We start from the raw sequence: 16,606 nt of genomic DNA, 5'->3' as shown, positions 1-16,606 counted from the left end.
CTGCCGCCTGCATTTTTTTCGCAGGCGGGCCATGGGTGAGGCCTTCACCCGGCATTCCCTGCGCCCTCTGCATGATTGCGAGGGACGACCAAGTGCAGACCTCGGGCGAGTCTCGCCGCGAGATCACGTCCTCATGTCTTCAACTCGATGGCTGTTTGAATTGTAAATCCGCCAAACCCACCGCTGTCGTCCCGGACAAGCCGTGACGCGCGCCAGCGCGTCGCGGCTCCGATCCGGGACCCATACGCCGCAGCAGACGTGATGGGCAAAAAGCCAATTGCCAGCCTGCCTCAAACCGCTTCCTGGGGGTATGGGTCCCGGCTCAAGGCCGGGACGACAGCGGAATGTGTGGACACGACTGGGCCCAAGCGCAGTGATGGTGAGATAGTCCGCGAGAACGCGCCCGCCTCAATATCCCAGCGCGCAGCCGTCCTTGCGCGGGTCGGAGCCGCCGGTGAGCGTGCCCTTGTCCCAGTCGATCCAGATCGCCTGGCCGCCGCCGAGCGGCGACACCACCTTGGTGGTCTTGTGGCCGATCTTCTGCAAGCCTTCGACGACATCGGCCGGCACGCCGTCCTCGAGCTGATAGACGCCCTCGTAATGCAGGCCGCGCGCCATATCGATCGCTTCCTGCACGTCGCAGCCATAATCGAGGATGTTGGTCAGCACGTGGGTCTGGCCGACCGGCTGATACTGGCCGCCCATCACGCCGAACGACATCTGGGCGCGGCCGGCCTTCGTGGCGAGCGCCGGGATGATGGTGTGCAGCGGACGCTTGCCCGGACCGATGCAGTTCGGATGACCGGGCTGGATGCGGAAGCCGCCGGCGCGGTTCTGCAGCAGCACGCCGGTCTCGTTGGAGACGATGGCCGAGCCGAACGAATGCGCGATCGAGTTGATGAAGGAGCAGACGTTGCGGTCGCGGTCGACGACGGTGATGTAGACCGTCTCCGGATTCATCGGCGGCGCGACGTTCGGCAGATCGAGCAGCTTGTCGAGGCTGATCTGCGAGATGTACTCGTCGGCGAACTCCTTGGCGAGGATGCTCGCGACCTCGGTGGTCATGTGCGCGGGGTCGCCGATATGCTGCTCGCGCATCATGTAGGCGATGCGCGCGGCCTCGGCCTCGAGGTGGAAGCGCTCGACGCTGAGCGGATCGATCCGCGTGAGGTCGAAGCGGGAAAGAATGTTGAGCATCACCAGCATGGTGATGCCCGGGCCGTTCGGCGGGCACTGCCAGACGTCGTGATCCTTGTAGGTGGTGCCGATCGGCGAGGTCACCTCGGTCTGGTGATTGGCGAAGTCCTCCAGGGTGTGCAGGCCGCCGATGCCGCGCAGCGTCTGCACCATGTCCTCGGCGACCGCGCCGGTGTAGAAGCCCTTCGCCCCCTCCTTGGCGATCACGCGCAGCGTCTGCGCCAGCTCCGGCTGGCGGATCACGTCGCCGACCGCCGCCGCCTTGCCGCGCGGCAGGAAGTAGCGCGCGGTGTTGGTGCCGTTCTTGAGCTTCTCGAACTGGTTGTTCCAGTCGAAGGCCACCCGCGGCGCCACCACATAGCCGTCCTCGGCGGCGCGGATCGCCGGCTGCAGCAGCCGGTCGAGGCCGAGCCGGCCATGGTCGTGCAGGATGCGCGCCCAGGCATCGATGGCACCGGGCACGGAGACGGCGTGGGCGGAGGTCAGCGGCACCGAATGGATCTTGCGCTCGAGGTACCAGTCCACGGTCGCGGCGGCAGGCGCCCGGCCCGAGCCGTTATAGGCCATGATCCGGCCCTCGCCCCTGGGCTGGACCAGGGCGAAGCAGTCGCCGCCGATACCGGTCGATTGCGGCTCGATCACTCCGAGCAGGGCGCAGGCTGCCACCGCCGCATCGGCCGCGGTGCCGCCGGCCCGCAGCACCTCGATCCCGGCCAGCGCCGCCTGCGGGTGCGATGTCGCGATCATTCCGTTCTGGGCGTGGACCGTCGACCTGCCGGGGAAATGGAAGCTTCTCATCGTTGCTCGCTGCGTGATCGTGTGGTGGTTGGAATACCAGTGCTGGCCGGCTACATCGCACATTCCTTCCGGGCTCGGCAATGCCCGGGGATACCAGCTTTTCTATGGTCAGCTCTGCTGGTAAACGGCCGCATGCCCCTCGCCGTCGCCGCCTTCTATCAGTTCGTCGCCCTGCCGGATTTTCGCGACCTGCGTGCGCCGCTCCACGCCTTTTGCGCCGAACGCGGCATCAAGGGCAGCGTCCTGCTGGCCGAGGAGGGCATCAACGGCACCGTGGCCGGGACCGAGCCGGCAATTGCCGCCCTGGTCGGCGAGTTTCGCGACGGAACGCTGTTCGCCGGCCGGCTGGACAATCTGGAGCTGAAATACTCGCGCGCCACCGCCATGCCGTTCCGGCGCCTCAAGGTGCGGCTGAAGCGGGAGATCGTGACACTCGGCGATCCCGCCGCCGATCCGACCCGCCAGGTCGGGACCTATGTCAGTCCCGCCGATTGGAACGCGCTGATCGCAGCGCCCGATACCGTCGTGCTCGACACCCGCAATGCGTTCGAGGTGGCGATGGGCACGTTCGAGGGCGCAATCGATCCGGGCCTGCAGAGCTTCGGGCAGTTCAAGGATTTTGCCGCACGCGCGCTCGATCCTGCCAGGCACAAGCGGATCGCGATGTTCTGCACCGGCGGCATCCGCTGCGAGAAGGCGAGCGCGCTGCTGCTGGCGCGCGGCTTTTCCGAGGTCTACCACCTCAAGGGGGGCATCCTGAAATATCTCGAGGAGACCCCGGAATCCGAGAGCCGCTGGCGCGGCGGCTGTTTCGTGTTCGACGAACGGGTGGCGCTCGGTCACGGGCTGCGGGAGCACAGCGAGGCCACGATCAAGGCCGTTCCGGAGGGCGCACGCGATGAACAGCTCTGAGCAATCCAACGCGCAGCTCGGCGAGCGGATCGACACGCTGGAGATGCGCCTGACGTTTCAGGACGACACGATCGAGACGCTGAACCAGACCATCACCGCGCAGTGGCGCGAGATCGATGCGCTGAAGCGACAGGTCGCCCTGCTGGTGGAGCGGCTCGAGGAGGCGCAAGGCAATACCGAGGGGCCGCGCAATGAGCCGCCGCCGCACTACTGAGCAGGCGGCGATCTCACGCCGGGACGGTCGCCGGCGCCTTGCCGGCGGGCAGGTCGACCACCTCGCCGGCCATGATCAGGCGGTCGCGGCCGGCGTCCTTCGCGGCATAGAGCGCGCGGTCGGCCGCCTCGATCAGCGAGGCCGGGCCGGCGGAGCGTTCGAAGCCCGGCCGGCACACCGCACCGCCGATGCTCGCGGTGACGATTCCCGCCGGGTTGTGATCGTGGACGATGCGGGCCTCGTGCAGTGCCCGCCTGATCCGCTCGCCGAGCCTGGCGCAGCCCCCGGCATCGGTGTTCGGCAGCAGGATGGCGAACTCCTCGCCGCCGTAGCGGGCGGCCAGATCCGAGCTGCGCTGCGCCTCGTCGGCGAGAATGCCGGCCACGGTGTGCAGGCACTCGTCGCCGGCCGGATGGCCATAGGCGTCGTTGAAGGCCTTGAAGTGGTCGATGTCGATCATCAGCAGCGCCAGCGAGGTCTTGTCGCGGTAGGCCCTGCCCCACTCCTCCAGCAGCCGCTCGTCGAACCGGCGGCGGTTGGCGAGCCCGGTGAGGCCGTCCTCGATGGCCAGTGTCTCGAGCCGGCCCTGCAGCGTCTTCTGCTGGGTCACGTCGCGGGTGACCGCGACGAAGCCGTCGAGCGCGCCATCCGGCTGACGGGTGGCGCGGATCGTGGCCTCGACCCAGATCTCCGACTTGTCGCGGCGGCGCATGCGATAGGTGGCACGGGCTTCGTCGACGGCCCCTCGCCTGAGCTGATCGAGGATCTCCTGCAACTGCGGGCGATCGAGCGGATGCACGCCGGAGAGCGCGCGCTTGCCCAGGAGCTGCGACGGATGCCAGCCCAGCACGCGCATGGTCGAGGGCGAAACGTAGCCGATGCATTCGTCCAGCTCGATCCGCGTCACGATGTCGCTGGAGCCTTCGGCGAGCAGCCGGAAGTTTTCTTCCTTGGCGGCCAGCGCCGCGGCGAGCTGCTGGCGCTGCAGCAACTGCTTCGCGAGGAAGATGCCGATCGCAATGACGAGCGCGACCAGACAGACCAGCACCGTGAGCCGAATGAGCGCATCACGCTTCCATTCGGCCAGGACCTCCGCCTCCGTGCGCGTCACCAGAATGAGGAACGGATAGCGCTGCGCGTGCTGATAGAACCCGATGCGGTCGGACGTTTCGCCGAGCCGCCGGAAATGCAGCGTCCCCGACGCAGGATGATAGGGAATCGCTTCGAGGATGGCGCGCCCAACCGTCTGAGCGTCGGGCTCCGCATTGTCGGCGAGGACGGCCCCATCGCGGCTCATCAGGCTGATCGTGCCCTGACGACCGACGGCAAACTGACGGTAGAACTGAGCAAAATAGGCAACGTCGATGGTTGCCAGCACGACGCCGCCGAACCGGCCATCCGCGTGATTCCAGCGCCGCGACAGGGTGATGACCCACTGGCCGCCAGCCCTGCTCTGCACCGGGCGACCGATCAGCAGCGAACGATCGGCGGAAACCCTGTGGTGCGCGAAGTAGTCGCGATCGGCATTGTTGTAGTTGGTGAGCGTGACGTCCTCGGTGGTCGCGAGCCAGTCGCCGTTTTCGCCATACGCGAAGATGCCGCGGATGCGCCCGAGATTGGGCTTCCTCGCCCTCAGGATCGTCTGCAGTCGGGTGATCGCGCCGGGCTTGCCGTCATCGGTTTCGAGGGCGGCGACGACGCCGCGCAACAGCGAATCCGCAAGCTCGAATGTGTCCTCGACGTGCTGGGTGAGCGAATGAGCGAGATTGCCGAGATCGGTTTCGGCATTTCGCACCTCCGCCTGGCGGGAGGTCCATTCGCCCCAGATGCTGAAAGCGAGAATGGCGACCGACACGAGCGCAAGCACGCCAGCCGCCCACATGGGCAGGCGGCCTCGATCAACTCTGGTCGCACCAACGTCCATTCCGCGGGACTCTCCGGACGCGCCGAGGTTCCCATGGACATCTTATTTAACTCTGAAATGCGGCTGCTCCGAAGGTGTCCTCAGCGGCCCGTAAGACTACGGCTGCTCCCGTACAAATACGGAGCCACACCGAGAAATCCGCGGTCGCAAGCGGCGTCCCGCTTGTTAGTTCAACGGGCGAACACCGATCGCACCTTGTCCCACAACGATGACGCATGCGCCGGATCGTGGTCGACGTCGTCGTCCTTCGCTCGGGTCGTCGAGGGCTGTTGCAGGCTCACCGGATCCGATGCCGGGAACGTATCCATCAGTCCCTTGTCGAGTTGCGTGGCCGTCTCACGATCGAGACGCGCGGCCTCGCGCGGATCGACCGCGTGCTTGTCGTGGGGCGCAGGATTGAATTTCTCAGCCATGGTCAATCTCCCTGTGGAACGACAACGCAGTGGCGAAAGACGTGTTCCGCGAGATGTGGCGGCCGGCGACCGCAATGGCGCTCGTATCTCCCGCCGCTTCCGCGTCGATATCACCTTGGCCGGAACCGCGTGGGCATGTATCACGGACGGTAAACTGTTCCCGAAAGTTGCGGAGCCCCAGCGTGAGTGAGACTGCCGTGAACAAGCCCTTCATCGACGTGCTGGCCGGACGGCGGCAGAGCGTGCCCCCGATCTGGATGATGCGGCAGGCCGGCCGCTATTTGCCGGAGTACCGCGAGGTCCGCGCCAAGGCCGGCGGCTTTCTCGACCTCTGCTTCAATCCCGAACTCGCGGCCGAAGTCACGCTGCAGCCGATCCGGCGCTTCGGCTTCGATGCGGCGATCATCTTTTCCGACATTCTGGTGATCCCGCACGCGCTCGGCCGCAGCGTCCGCTTCGAAATCGGCGAAGGCCCGCGGCTGGACCCGCTCGATACGCCGGACAAGATCGCGACGCTGTCGGCGAAGGCCGATTTGTCGAAGCTGGAAGCGGTGTTCGAGGCGCTGCGCCGGGTGCGGGCCGAGCTGCCGCGGAGCACCGCGCTGATCGGCTTCTGCGGCGCCCCATGGACGGTCGCGACCTACATGGTCGCAGGCCAAGGCACGCCTGATCAGGCGCCAGCGCGGCTGCTCGCCTATCGGCATCCCGATGCGTTCGGCAGAATCATCGATGCGCTGGTCGACAGCTCGATCGCCTATCTCCTGAAGCAGCTGGAGGCCGGCGCCGACGCGCTGCAGATCTTCGACACCTGGGCCGGCGTGCTGTCGCCGCGCGAGTTCGCGCGCTGGTCCGTCGCGCCGACACGGCGCATCGTCGAGGGCGTGCGCAAGGCGCGGCCGGATGCGAAGATCATCGGCTTTCCACGTGGCGCCGGCGCGCTGTTGCCGGGCTACGTCGCCGAAACCGGCATCGATGCCGTCAGCATCGACTGGACCGCGGAGCCGGGCCTCGTGCGCGAGAAGGTGCAGAGCAAGGTCGCGGTGCAGGGCAATCTCGATCCGCTGGCACTGATCACCGGCGGCGCGGCGCTCGACCAGGCGGTCGACGACGTGCTGGCGAGCTATTCCGGCGGCCGCCACATCTTCAACCTCGGCCACGGCATCCTGCCGGAAACCCCGATCGCCCATGTGGAGCAGATGCTGGCGCGGGTCCGCGCCTACAAGGGATGACTTGCTAGCGCGGCCGGCTGCGCTCGATCAGCTCCGCCGCGCCGTTGGCAAGCAGATCGAGCCCGACCGCCCGGCCGAGCTCGCGCGGACGATCCGCCGGCGCCGAGCGCTGCGCCTCGATGAAGTGGCCGCCATCCTCGTCGAGCACCGAGGCGGTCAGCGTCAGCTGACCGCCGTCGATGGTCGAAAAGCCAGCGATCGGCGAGTTGCAGTGACCGTTGAGCACCCACAGCACCTCGCGCTCGGCGTCGGCGCAGGTCCGCGCCGCCGCATCGTCGATGGTCGCCAGGATGCGCCGCGTGTCCCAGTCGGAGGCCGGGCATTCGACGGCGACGATGCCCTGCCCGACCGCCGGCAGCATGTCGGCGACCGGGAAGTCATAGGAAGCGCGGTCGGACAGGCCGACCCGCTCCAGCCCGGAGCGCGCCATGATCAGCGCATCAGCCGGCCCCACGGCGCCGCCGTCAGGCAGCTTCTGCAGCTCGCCATTGTCGAGCTTGCGGATGCGGGTATCGGCCGCGCCGCGAAAATGGATCAGCTCGGCCTGCGGAAACAGTCGTCGCGCATAGGCGGCCCGGCGCACGGCATTGGTGCCGATCTTGAAGCCCCGGCCGCCATCGTTGCGGAATTCGTCCAGCGACAGCCCCCGCCGCAGCACCAGCACGTCGCCCGGCGGATCGCGCGACAGCAGCGCCGCAACCACCAGCCCCGGCGTTTCCTCGTTGCCCGGCATGTCCTTCAGCGAGTGCATTGCTGCATGCAGCCTGCCATCCAGCATGGCGCGGCGGATCTCGGCCACGAACGCCCCGCCCTTGCCGCCATGGGTGAGCAGCTTGCTGGTCTGGTCGGAATCGCCCGTCGTCTCGAACTTAACGATCTCGATGTCGAGCGACGGAATCGCGGCCTGCAGCCGGCGGGCGATCTCCTCCGTCTGCGCCAAGGCCATCGTGCTCTTGCGGGTGCCGATCCGGAAACGTGTCACGAACTCATTCCTGCGTCAGCGCGCGTCCTGCAAGATCATGTCGGAGGCCTTCTCCGCGATCATGATGACCGGCGCGTTGGTGTTGCCCGAAACCAGGTCCGGCATGATCGAGGCATCGACGACGCGCAGGCCGTCAACGCCGCGTACCCGCAGGCGCTGATCGACCACGGCGGCAGCATCGGTCCCCATCCGGCAGGTCGAGGTCGGATGGTAGATCGTGCTGCCGGTCTGCCGGCAATAGGCCAGGATGTCGTCATCGCTCACGATCTTGGACCCCGGATAGGCTTCATCCGAGACATACGGCCTCAAGGCCGGGGCCGCCAGGATTTTCCGCAGGATCCGGAGGCCATCGACGTTGGCCCGCCGGTCGGTTTCACTGGCGAGATAATTGATGCGGATTTCCGGCGGCACCGCCGGATCCGCGCTCCTGATCCGCAGCGAACCACGGCTTTCGGGCCTGAGCTGGCAGACCGAGGCGGTGAAGCCGGAGAAGGTGTGCAGCTTCTCGCCCATCTTGTCGGTCGAGAAGGGGATGAAGTGGATCTGGATGTCCGGGCTCGCAAGCCGCGGATCGGTCTTGAAGAATGCGCCGGCCGTCCCCGCCGCGATCGTCAGCGGACCGTTGCGGAAGGCCGCATAGCGTGCGCCAGCCAGCACCTTGCGCACGGGATTGTTGACGATGTCGTTGAGCGTGATGCGCCGGCTGCAGCGCATCACGATACGCACCTGCAGATGGTCCTGCAGGTCACTCCCGACACCGGGCGCATCGAGGACCACGTCGAGACCATGCTGCTTCAACAGCTCGGCCGGACCGACCCCGGACAGCTGCAGCAGTTGCGGCGAGTTGTAGGCGCCGCTCGACACCAGGATCTCCCTGCGGGCGCGGGCCGTCCGCATCCGGCCGCGCTGGCTGAACGTGACGCCGCCGGCCCGGCGTCCGTCGAACACGATCCGCTGGGCCAGCGCGTCGGTCTCGACGTGCAGGTTGCTGCGACCGAGCGCCGGCCGCAGGTAGGAGGCCGCGGTGCTGGCGCGACGGCCGCGCCGGGTCGTCGTCTGGAAGAACCCCGCGCCCTCCTGGCTCGCACCATTGAAGTCGCCATTGAAGGGCAACCCGGCCTCGACCGCCGCCTTCACGAAGGCTTCAGACAAGGGGTCCTCGTGCCGCCAGTCGGACACCGGCAGCGGGCCGTCGATGCCATGATAGTCGTCGGCGCCGCGGGACTGATTTTCCGCCCGCTTGAAATAGGGCAGCACGTCGTCATAGCCCCAGCCGACATTGCCGCGCTGCCGCCAGCGGTCGTAGTCCTCGTGCTGACCGCGCACATAGAGCAGGCCGTTGATCGAGCTGGAGCCGCCGAGCACCTTGCCGCGCGGCTGAAACACCGAGCGGCCGTCGAGCCCCGGCTCCGGCTCGGTCTGGTACATCCAGTTGACGGTCTTTTCCTTGAAAAGCTTGCCGTAGCCGAGCGGAACGTGGATCCAGATGTTGGTGTCCTTCGGACCGGCCTCGAGCAGCAGCACCGTGTGCTTGCCGTCACTGCTGAGCCTGTTGGCGAGAACGCACCCGGCCGAGCCGGCACCGACCACGATATAGTCGAACTCCAGGTCCGTCTCACGCAACGCTGCGCTGCCTTCCATCGCTTCCCCACCGGCCTTGTTGTTGTTTCATCCTCGATGATACCAAAAGCCGGCGCATGCAAGCGGCAAATCAGCAGATCTGGTCGGCCATCTCAGTCATGACTGCTTCAGCAGCCGCGCGGCGTGCCGTGCGATCATCATCTCTTCATCGGTATTGACCACCCGCACACGCACCCGCGACTGGTCCGAAGAGATCAAGGAATGGCTCGCGCGGTTGCGGCTTTCGTCCAACGCGATCCCGAGCCACTCGAATCCTTGGCAGACGCGCTCGCGAATGCGCCATGCATACTCGCCGATCCCGCCGCAGAACACCACCGCGTCGATGCCAGAGAGGATCGCGGCCATGGCGCCGAGCTCGCGCCTGATGCGGTCGACGAAGTAGTCGATCGCCTGCCGCGCCTCCGGCGTGCCGGCGGCCTCCAGTTCGCGCATGTCCTGCGACAACCCCGACAATCCCTTGAGGCCCGAGTGATTGTAGAGGAGATCGGTGACCGCCTCGGCCGTCATGCGCTTCTCCTCAAGCAGATAGAGAACGACGCCAGGGTCGAGCTGACCGCAGCGCGTGCCCATCGGCAGACCGTCGAGTGCCGTGAAGCCCATCGACGAACCGATGCTCTGCCCATCCCGGATCGCACACATCGAGGCGCCGTTGCCGAGATGCATCACGACCACCCGGCCCTTCTCGTCGAGCGGAGCGATCTCCTTCAATCGCGACACGACGTATTCATAGGACAGGCCGTGAAAGCCGTAGCGGCGGACGCCCTGATCGTAGAACTCGCGCGGCAAGGCGTAGGTGTCGTTAACCCAGGGGTGCGAGCGATGGAACGCGGTATCGAAACATGCGACCTGCATGGCGCCAGGAAAGGCGCGATGGGCGGCGCGGACACCAGAGAGATTGTGAGGCTGGTGCAGCGGCGCCAGCGGAATGAGCTTTTGCAGATCATTCAGAACATCGTCATTGACGACGATCGGCCGCGTGAATGCGAGCCCGCCATGAACGACGCGGTGACCGACGGCGTCGACTTCGGTGCGGCCGACGGCGCGCTGCAGGACCTCGAGCACGACGCCGAGAGCCGCTTCGTGATCGGCGGCGCTCGCTGCATCCAGGCGTTCATCGGCCAGCGGAGCGCCCCTCAGCTTTGCTTCGAGATGCGGCGCGTTACGGCCAAGCCCCTCGATCTGGCCATGCACGGTCTCGACAAGGACGGCATCTTCCTCGAACAAGGCGAATTTGATCGAGGATGAGCCGGAGTTGAGGGTCAGGATGTGTTGCATCGGTGATGCCGCCTCGTGACGAATGTTGAACTGATAAACTGCAGAAAATACGAATTATTTCCATGACGATCCGAAGACGAACAAAACGCTAGGTTGCATTCTGACACCGAATTATCGTCTGCCATCGTACCCAAGGTTGAGTCGGACCCGCGGGAGGGCCATTGCGTGAATATGCCTCGACATCTCCTCCCGACCACCGTGGTCGGAAGCTACCCGCAGCCGGATTGGCTGGTCGATCGCGCAATGCTCTCGAAATCCGTTCCTCGCATTCGCATGCAGGGCATGTGGCGCATTCCCCGGCCGCTGCTCGACGACGCCCAGGACGACGCGACCATCGTCGCTATCCACGACATGGAACAGGCGGGGATCGACATCGTGTCGGATGGCGAGATCCGGCGCGAAAGCTACTCCAACCGGTTCGCGACCGCGCTCGACGGCGTCGATGCCGACAATCCCGCCATCATCATCTCGCCGTCCGGGATCAAGACGCCAGTGCCGCGCGTCGTCGGTCCGATCCGGCGGACGCAGCCGGTCGAGCTGCGCGACATGGAGTTCCTCCGCCGTAGCACCCGGCGTGCCGCCAAGATCACCCTGCCCGGGCCATTCACATTGAGCCAGCAGGCCCAGGACGACTTCTACGGCGACGACGAGGCGCTCGCGATGGCTTTCGCCGAGGTCGTCAATGCCGAGGCCCGCGACCTGCAACGCGCCGGCGCCGACGTCATCCAGCTCGACGAGCCCTGGGTCCGCAACAATCCGCAGGCGGCGCGGCGCTATGCCGTCAAGGCGATCAACCGGGCTCTGGATCATATTACGGTGCCCACCATCGTTCACGTCTGCTTCGGTTATGCCGCCATCGTGCCGGGCTCCAGCAAGCCGAGCGGATATGCGTTCCTGGCCGAGCTTGCCGATTGCCACGCTGCGCAGATCGCGATCGAGGCGGCGCAGCCGCGGCTCGACCTCGGCGTTCTCAGAGATCTCTCGACCAAGACCATCGTGCTCGGCGTCCTCGATCTCGGCGATCCCGAGATCGAGCCGATCGCTGTCGTGGCCGAGCGCATCCGCAACGGCCTGAAAGTGGTGGCGCCGGAGCGGCTGGTCGTGGCGCCCGACTGTGGCATGAAATATCTGCCGCGCGCGACCGCCTTCGGGAAATTGAAGGCGATGTGCGCGGCGGCGGCGCGGGTGCGCGAGGAACTCGCCTGACAGCCCAATGTGGCAGATGCGGCGCATGTCGGGCGCGGCGCTCCACGATGGCGCCACCCTGCAAACCCATTTCCGGAATAAGGCAGGCGGTGAGCGCCGGGGGTCGGCTGGCCCGATTTCGTCGCGAGGGAGGCTCCGATGGCCGTCTGCATCACGACGAGGAACGTCGCCGCCGCGATCGGCATGCTTGCCGGCGCAGCGGTGAGCGGGACCGCGATGGCCGACCCGCTCGACGATATCATGGGCGGCCTGATGCGCGACGCGCGCAGCTCGTTTGCGCGGATGGTGCCGATCGGGCTCGTGCCGACCATGCCATCGCTCCAGCCGCCTCCCATCCAGCAGCCAACGGCACTGCCACCACCCTCTCGGCCCGCGTTCCCGCCGCAGGCCCAGGCCGTCAAGCCGCAGGCGGCAGCGAAACCATTGCGCCCCCGGCCGCCGCTCAGTCCGGCCGCGGCGACGCTGGCGGCTGCCGATGCGGCCGAGACGGTCGCCGACGCCAATCTCGATGCCGCGCTGGCGGCCAACGAGAAGGCCATTTCCGAACGCGACGCGGCGGAGGCGGTGGCAAAGGCCAATCCCACCGCAGCCAACATCGCGGCGGCCAAGGCCGCGGCCGAGGCGGCGTACACCGCCGAAGCGAACCTCACCGACGCGCTATTGGCCGACAAGGAGACCGATGCACGCCTGAAGGCCGCACGCGCCGCCGTCGCAGCCGAGCAGAGCGGCCGGAAGTCCTCAGGCAAGCCGCCGTCGGCGATGCCGGTCAACCTGCTCGCCGACAAATAGCCGGCAGTGCGCTCACAGCGCGTCGGTCCGCTCCAGCGTATCGATCGTGACCACGCCATGGGCGCGGGAAACGCAGGCGCAGAGCTTGCGGCTCTCGTGCTTCTGCTCGGCGCTGAAGAACACGTCGCGATGATCGATCTCGCCCTCGACTTCGACGACGTCAACCGCGCAGACGCCGCACTCGCCGCGCCGGCAATCCGCCATGACCTCGTGGCCGGCGGCATTGAGCACGTCGAGCATCGAGCGGTCGCGCGGCACCACGATCTCCTCGCCGCTGTCGCGCAGCCGGACCTTGAACGGCTCGGTCGACAGCCGGCCGCTCGATCCGAACGTCTCATAGCTGAGATCGGCCGGCGCGCGGCCGCACGCCGCCCACGCGCTGCGCGCGGCATCCAGCATCCGCATCGGTCCGCAGAACAGCACGGCTGCTCCGGACGGCAGACTCGAAAAAAGATCGGTCAGGTCGAGCCGCTGCGACTGGTCCGCGGCATACACCGCGAGACGGTCGCCGAGCAGCGCCGAGAGCTCATCGAGGTAGGCCGCATCATCGCGGGATCGCACCGCGTAATGCAGCGAGACGCTCGGCGTCTTGCGCAGCAGCGCATGCGCCGCCCCGACCAGCGGCGTGATGCCGATGCCGCCGGCGACCAGACAATAATGCTGATACTGCCAATCGACCTGCAGCAGCGAGGTCGGGCTCGCCACGTCCAGCCGCGCACCGGGCTGCAGCGACCACAGATAGCGCGATCCGCCGCGGGAATCCTCGGCGAAGCGCACGGCGATCCGGTAGCCCCGCGGGTCCGCCTCGCCGACCAGCGAGTAGGAGCGGACATCGGGCTGGCCGCCGGCGAGGACGCCGACCTTGATGTGGCTGCCGACCGCATAGGGCGCGCAGACATAGCCGTCGGGCCGCAGGATGAATTCGCGGATGCCCGGCGCAAGGTCGCGTGTCGAGACCAGGGTCGCAGGCGACCAATTGTCCTGGAAACGCATGATCGCCTCCTCAGCCGTTGATCTGCGTCTTGATCAGCACCGCCGCCGGCACCAGGTCCATCGGACCACGCGCCTTCACGGCCAGCCGCAGGTTGCGGGCGGCCAGCCGGGCATGCTCACGCATGATGCTCTCGGCGCGGGCGCCCTCGCGGTTCTCGATCGCATCGATGACGATGCGGTGATGCTCCTGCGCGACCACCAGGATGTGGCGCGCCTCCGGCAGCGCCGATTGCGCCATCACGAATCCGCTCGGCGAGGCGAACGGCAGCGCGCTGGCGCGGTCGACCTGGCGGATCACCGGCGGACTGCGCGACAACTCGGCCAGCAAGGCATGAAAGCGCGCATTCAGCGCCACATAGGCCGAGAAGCCGTCGAAGGAGAGCTCGGCGGGCGCGATCAGTTCGTCGATCTGGGCGAGGCATTCGCGCATCGGCTCGGTGTCGCGCACGGACACGCCGCGCTCGGCGGCGAGCCGCGCCGCCAGTCCTTCCATCGTGCCGCGCACCTCGATGGAGTCGAGCACGTCGCGCTCGGAGAACGATTTCACCATGAAGCCGCCGGACGGAATCGCCTCCAGCAGCCCCTCCTCCTCGAGCCGGACCAGCGCCATGCGCACCGGCGTGCGGGAGACGCCGGCGGCCTCGACCGCCTGCAGCTCGGATATGCGCTCACCGGGGCGCAAGCCGCCGGTGAGGATCAGGTCGCGCAAGGTGAGCTGCGCTCGGACGGTCTGCGAGATCGAACGCTCGCTGTCACGCTCGGCCATTCCATTCTACTCCGCGGCTTCACGCAGCGGCGTTTCGCGCGCGATCATCCGATCGATGATCCGCCGTGCCCACATTGCGCCTGCATCGATGTTGAGATTGTAGAACACGCGCCCCGGATTCTCGTCCATCGCGCGCTGCTGCGCTTCCAGGATCAGTTCGTCCTCGCGGAAGATGCCCGACACACCCTCGCGGATCTCGGTCGTCAGCCGCTGCTCGGTGAGCTGGTAGTTGCGGGCGAACGCCCAGAAATAATGGCAGGTCGTGTCGGTCTCCGGCGTGATGGTGTTGAGCACCATGCCGTTGACGCCCTGCGAGCGGTCACCCTCCGGCGCGCCCGTCCCGGTCGGCGCGACGCCGACGTCGATCGTCACCGTGCACGGCGCCTCGAAGCGGATGATCTGCCAGCGGTCCACCAGGCCCGGCTTGCCGAGCTGCTTCGCCCAGAATGGGGGCGGCTCGATACCGCGCATCCAGCGCGTCACGGTGGCGGTGCGCTCGCCATGGGTGACGTCGAACGGCGCTTCGGCCACCGCGTCGTTGCCGATCGACGAGCCGTGCACGAAGGTCTCGTGCGTGAGATCCATCAGATTGTCGACCACCAGCCGGTAGTCGCATTTGACGTGGATGGTCTTGCCGTCGCCGGCCCAGGCCGGATCGTGATTCCAGTGCATGTCGGGAATAATAGCGGGATCGGCCAGCGCCGGATCGCCCATCCACAGCCAGATGAACCGATGCCGTTCGACCGCCGGATAGGCACGTACGCAGGCCGAGGGATTGATGGTCTCCTGCGACGGCATGAAGGTGCAGCGGCCCTGCGGGCTGAATTTCAGGCCATGATAGCCGCAAACGACGGTGTCGCCTTCCAGCCGGCCCTTGGACAGCGGCACCAGCCGGTGCCAGCAGGCATCTTCGAGCGCGGCGATGGTGCCATCGGCCTTGCGGTACATCACGACGTGCTTGCCGCAGATCGTCCGCGGCAGCAGGGCCTGCTTGACCTCGGCGTCCCAGGCCGCGGCGTACCATGCATTCATCGGAAAAGAAGCGGCCATGGCGTGTCCTCGTGTCGGTATACTTCCAACTGAGCATTGTATACAACAAGCAAAGGATGAGACGCAAGTTCCGCCTTCTTTCGGCAAAAACTGCCGATCCTGTATACAGCACCCGCGCGACGGTTCCGCTCCAAGGAACAAGGCTGACAGACAATCCTTTCTGATTCAGGTACTTGCGCTGATTCCTCGCTACGCACTCCGAGCCACAGTCACCCGCTCTGTAACGGCACCAGAGATCCGCCGGATCAGCCCCTCACGGCGAGAGCTGGTCCCGTTCGGAGCGCGGCTCCGGCGAGGCAGGGGTCGACGATCACAGCCCCTCGCCCCGAAGCCACGCGGCGCCGCGCGCATAGAGCGCTTCGACCTCCGGCCCCTTCAGCCCGGGCATGTCGCGCTTCACCGTGTAGCCGATGCGCGTCTGCAGATAAGCGAGATGCCGATACCCCACGGGAAACTGCTCCAGCAGCGCACGGTCCAGCGCCGGCACCGCGCCGGGCGTCACCGGGTCCATGCGGTCCTTCTCGTAGATCGGCTGGCGCAGCACGATGCCCCATTTGCCCGCGCGCTTCTCGAGGAAGTCGTAGAAGCGGCCGGTGCACAGCACGTCGCAGACGACGCCCTCGACCTCGGCCCGCTGCGAGATCGTCATCTTGGTCTGGGAGATCGCGCGATGACCGGCGAGATCGACCGAGATGCCGCCGAGGAAGTGCAGGATGTTGACACCCTTGGCCCAGGCCGCCTTGCTGATCTCGATGAACTCGTCGCCGGTGCCCTGCGTCCACGTCGCCATCATCCGCCCATCCGGATGCCACACCGTGCGGAAGCGCTCCCAATCGCCCGCATCGCGCCAGATCGCCCAGTTCTGCAACAGCTCGCGAATCTGGCGGTCGTCCTCGATCTCGGCGGCGGTCTTGGTCATGGTGGTTTCCTCTTTGCGTTGTTGCTGCTGGATACGGGATCGGGAGTGCGCTGCAAAGGCACGGCTGATCATGGCTGCCCGGTGCGTGCGACAAATTCGGTGTCGTCCAGGCCTTGAGACACCGAAGGACGGAGATGGCCCTGCCGGCTACAGAGACACGGCCCCACATTCCCGCGGCGCGCAGCGCCCAGGTCATGCGGCAATCATGTCCCTCCTGAAATACGAGAGGGCGCGAGGAAGGCCGGACCTCGGCTGAGGCCCGTGGCCCGCCTGCTCAAAAGAATGCAGGCGGCAGGTA

The 16,606-nt window shown here is 66.8% G+C and carries 15 protein-coding genes; 5 read left to right on the top strand and 10 right to left on the bottom strand.

All coding sequences use genetic code 11. The features are described 5' to 3' along the window. Positions 1-408 precede the first annotated feature (408 nt). Positions 409-1,995 (bottom strand): gamma-glutamyltransferase, encoded by a 1,587-nt coding sequence (ggt, locus tag QW845_RS33950; RefSeq protein WP_315805858.1) that lies wholly within the window; start codon positions 1,993-1,995, stop codon positions 409-411. A gap of 132 nt (positions 1,996-2,127) precedes the next feature. Here ggt and QW845_RS33945 point away from each other — a divergent pair, with 132 nt between their 5' ends. Together QW845_RS33945 and QW845_RS33940 are read left to right on the top strand one after the other, a co-directional pair. Next, positions 2,128-2,907 (top strand): rhodanese-related sulfurtransferase, encoded by a 780-nt coding sequence (locus QW845_RS33945; RefSeq protein ID WP_315805857.1) that lies wholly within the window; start codon positions 2,128-2,130, stop codon positions 2,905-2,907. After that, the gene (locus QW845_RS33940; protein WP_315805856.1) at positions 2,894-3,121 is read left to right on the top strand and encodes a SlyX family protein; all 228 of its coding nucleotides are present in this window, start codon (positions 2,894-2,896) and stop codon (positions 3,119-3,121) included. Before QW845_RS33945 ends, QW845_RS33940 begins: the two co-directional genes overlap by 14 nt. Positions 3,122-3,134: 13 nt before the next feature. Here QW845_RS33940 and QW845_RS33935 read toward each other — a convergent pair whose 3' ends face one another. Both QW845_RS33935 and QW845_RS33930 read right to left on the bottom strand, forming a co-directional pair. Beyond that, positions 3,135-5,045, bottom strand: coding sequence for a diguanylate cyclase (locus tag QW845_RS33935; RefSeq protein ID WP_315805855.1), 1,911 nt, complete (start codon positions 5,043-5,045; stop codon positions 3,135-3,137). A gap of 170 nt (positions 5,046-5,215) precedes the next feature. Continuing rightward, positions 5,216-5,458 carry a hypothetical protein gene (locus QW845_RS33930; RefSeq protein WP_315805854.1) on the bottom strand — a complete coding sequence of 81 codons (243 nt, stop codon included), beginning with the start codon at positions 5,456-5,458 and terminating at the stop codon, positions 5,216-5,218. A gap of 197 nt (positions 5,459-5,655) precedes the next feature. On the opposite strand from QW845_RS33930, the gene hemE reads away from it, so the two are divergent. After that, positions 5,656-6,687, top strand: a complete 1,032-nt coding sequence (hemE, locus tag QW845_RS33925) for a uroporphyrinogen decarboxylase (RefSeq protein WP_409998003.1) — start codon at positions 5,656-5,658, stop codon at positions 6,685-6,687. A 4-nt stretch (positions 6,688-6,691) separates the two neighbouring features. On the opposite strand, the gene hemC is transcribed toward hemE, so the two are convergent. The 3 genes from hemC to QW845_RS33910 form a co-directional block, all read right to left on the bottom strand. Continuing rightward, positions 6,692-7,669 carry a hydroxymethylbilane synthase gene (gene hemC, locus QW845_RS33920; RefSeq protein WP_315805852.1) on the bottom strand — a complete coding sequence of 326 codons (978 nt, stop codon included), beginning with the start codon at positions 7,667-7,669 and terminating at the stop codon, positions 6,692-6,694. 15 nt (positions 7,670-7,684) lie between these two features. Next, entirely contained in the window at positions 7,685-9,310 is a 1,626-nt protein-coding gene (locus tag QW845_RS33915) for a choline dehydrogenase (protein ID WP_315805851.1), read from the bottom strand. Between the two features lie 96 nt (positions 9,311-9,406). Beyond that, positions 9,407-10,585 carry an acetate/propionate family kinase gene (locus QW845_RS33910; protein ID WP_315805850.1) on the bottom strand — a complete coding sequence of 393 codons (1,179 nt, stop codon included), beginning with the start codon at positions 10,583-10,585 and terminating at the stop codon, positions 9,407-9,409. Between the two features lie 171 nt (positions 10,586-10,756). Between QW845_RS33910 and QW845_RS33905 the strand changes: the two genes are divergently transcribed. Both QW845_RS33905 and QW845_RS33900 read left to right on the top strand, forming a co-directional pair. Then, entirely contained in the window at positions 10,757-11,791 is a 1,035-nt protein-coding gene (locus QW845_RS33905; RefSeq protein WP_315805859.1) for a uroporphyrinogen decarboxylase family protein, read from the top strand. A gap of 138 nt (positions 11,792-11,929) precedes the next feature. Further along, positions 11,930-12,580: a hypothetical protein gene (locus QW845_RS33900; RefSeq protein ID WP_315805849.1), complete on the top strand. Its 651-nt coding sequence runs from the start codon at positions 11,930-11,932 to the stop codon at positions 12,578-12,580. Between the two features lie 12 nt (positions 12,581-12,592). Here QW845_RS33900 and QW845_RS33895 read toward each other — a convergent pair whose 3' ends face one another. The 4 genes from QW845_RS33895 to QW845_RS33880 form a co-directional block, all read right to left on the bottom strand. Beyond that, complete coding sequence (locus QW845_RS33895) at positions 12,593-13,573, bottom strand: PDR/VanB family oxidoreductase (RefSeq protein ID WP_315805848.1); 981 nt, start codon at positions 13,571-13,573, stop codon at positions 12,593-12,595. 10 nt (positions 13,574-13,583) lie between these two features. Further along, on the bottom strand, positions 13,584-14,339 hold the full coding sequence (locus QW845_RS33890) for a GntR family transcriptional regulator (protein ID WP_315805847.1): 756 nt from the start codon (positions 14,337-14,339) through the stop codon (positions 13,584-13,586). Between the two features lie 6 nt (positions 14,340-14,345). Further along, positions 14,346-15,389: an aromatic ring-hydroxylating dioxygenase subunit alpha gene (locus QW845_RS33885; RefSeq protein ID WP_315805846.1), complete on the bottom strand. Its 1,044-nt coding sequence runs from the start codon at positions 15,387-15,389 to the stop codon at positions 14,346-14,348. Between the two features lie 310 nt (positions 15,390-15,699). Then, positions 15,700-16,308, bottom strand: a complete 609-nt coding sequence (locus QW845_RS33880) for a nuclear transport factor 2 family protein (protein ID WP_315805845.1) — start codon at positions 16,306-16,308, stop codon at positions 15,700-15,702. Positions 16,309-16,606 lie beyond the last annotated feature (298 nt).

It is taken from the genome of Bradyrhizobium sp. SZCCHNS3002, assembly GCF_032377435.1.
Taxonomy (GTDB): Bacteria; Pseudomonadota; Alphaproteobacteria; order Rhizobiales; family Xanthobacteraceae; genus Bradyrhizobium.
The sequence above is the reverse complement of the archived record's forward strand: the minus strand, read 5'-3'. Positions and strand labels throughout refer to the sequence as shown.

Bases quoted from the DNA above. Each gene is read 5' to 3' on its own strand.
- QW845_RS33940 (WP_315805856.1), top strand. From the start codon at position 2,894: ATGAACAGCTCTGAGCAATCCAACGCGCAGCTCGGCGAGCGGATCGAC.
- QW845_RS33895 (WP_315805848.1), bottom strand. From the start codon at position 13,573: ATGCGTTTCCAGGACAATTGGTCGCCTGCGACCCTGGTCTCGACACGC.
- ggt (WP_315805858.1), bottom strand. From the start codon at position 1,995: ATGAGAAGCTTCCATTTCCCCGGCAGGTCGACGGTCCACGCCCAGAAC.
- QW845_RS33890 (WP_315805847.1), bottom strand. From the start codon at position 14,339: ATGGCCGAGCGTGACAGCGAGCGTTCGATCTCGCAGACCGTCCGAGCG.
- QW845_RS33910 (WP_315805850.1), bottom strand. From the start codon at position 10,585: ATGCAACACATCCTGACCCTCAACTCCGGCTCATCCTCGATCAAATTC.
- QW845_RS33905 (WP_315805859.1), top strand. From the start codon at position 10,757: ATGCCTCGACATCTCCTCCCGACCACCGTGGTCGGAAGCTACCCGCAG.
- QW845_RS33945 (WP_315805857.1), top strand. From the start codon at position 2,128: ATGCCCCTCGCCGTCGCCGCCTTCTATCAGTTCGTCGCCCTGCCGGAT.
- QW845_RS33915 (WP_315805851.1), bottom strand. From the start codon at position 9,310: ATGGAAGGCAGCGCAGCGTTGCGTGAGACGGACCTGGAGTTCGACTAT.
- QW845_RS33885 (WP_315805846.1), bottom strand. From the start codon at position 15,389: ATGGCCGCTTCTTTTCCGATGAATGCATGGTACGCCGCGGCCTGGGAC.
- QW845_RS33930 (WP_315805854.1), bottom strand. From the start codon at position 5,458: ATGGCTGAGAAATTCAATCCTGCGCCCCACGACAAGCACGCGGTCGAT.
- QW845_RS33935 (WP_315805855.1), bottom strand. From the start codon at position 5,045: ATGGACGTTGGTGCGACCAGAGTTGATCGAGGCCGCCTGCCCATGTGG.
- QW845_RS33880 (WP_315805845.1), bottom strand. From the start codon at position 16,308: ATGACCAAGACCGCCGCCGAGATCGAGGACGACCGCCAGATTCGCGAG.
- QW845_RS33900 (WP_315805849.1), top strand. From the start codon at position 11,930: ATGGCCGTCTGCATCACGACGAGGAACGTCGCCGCCGCGATCGGCATG.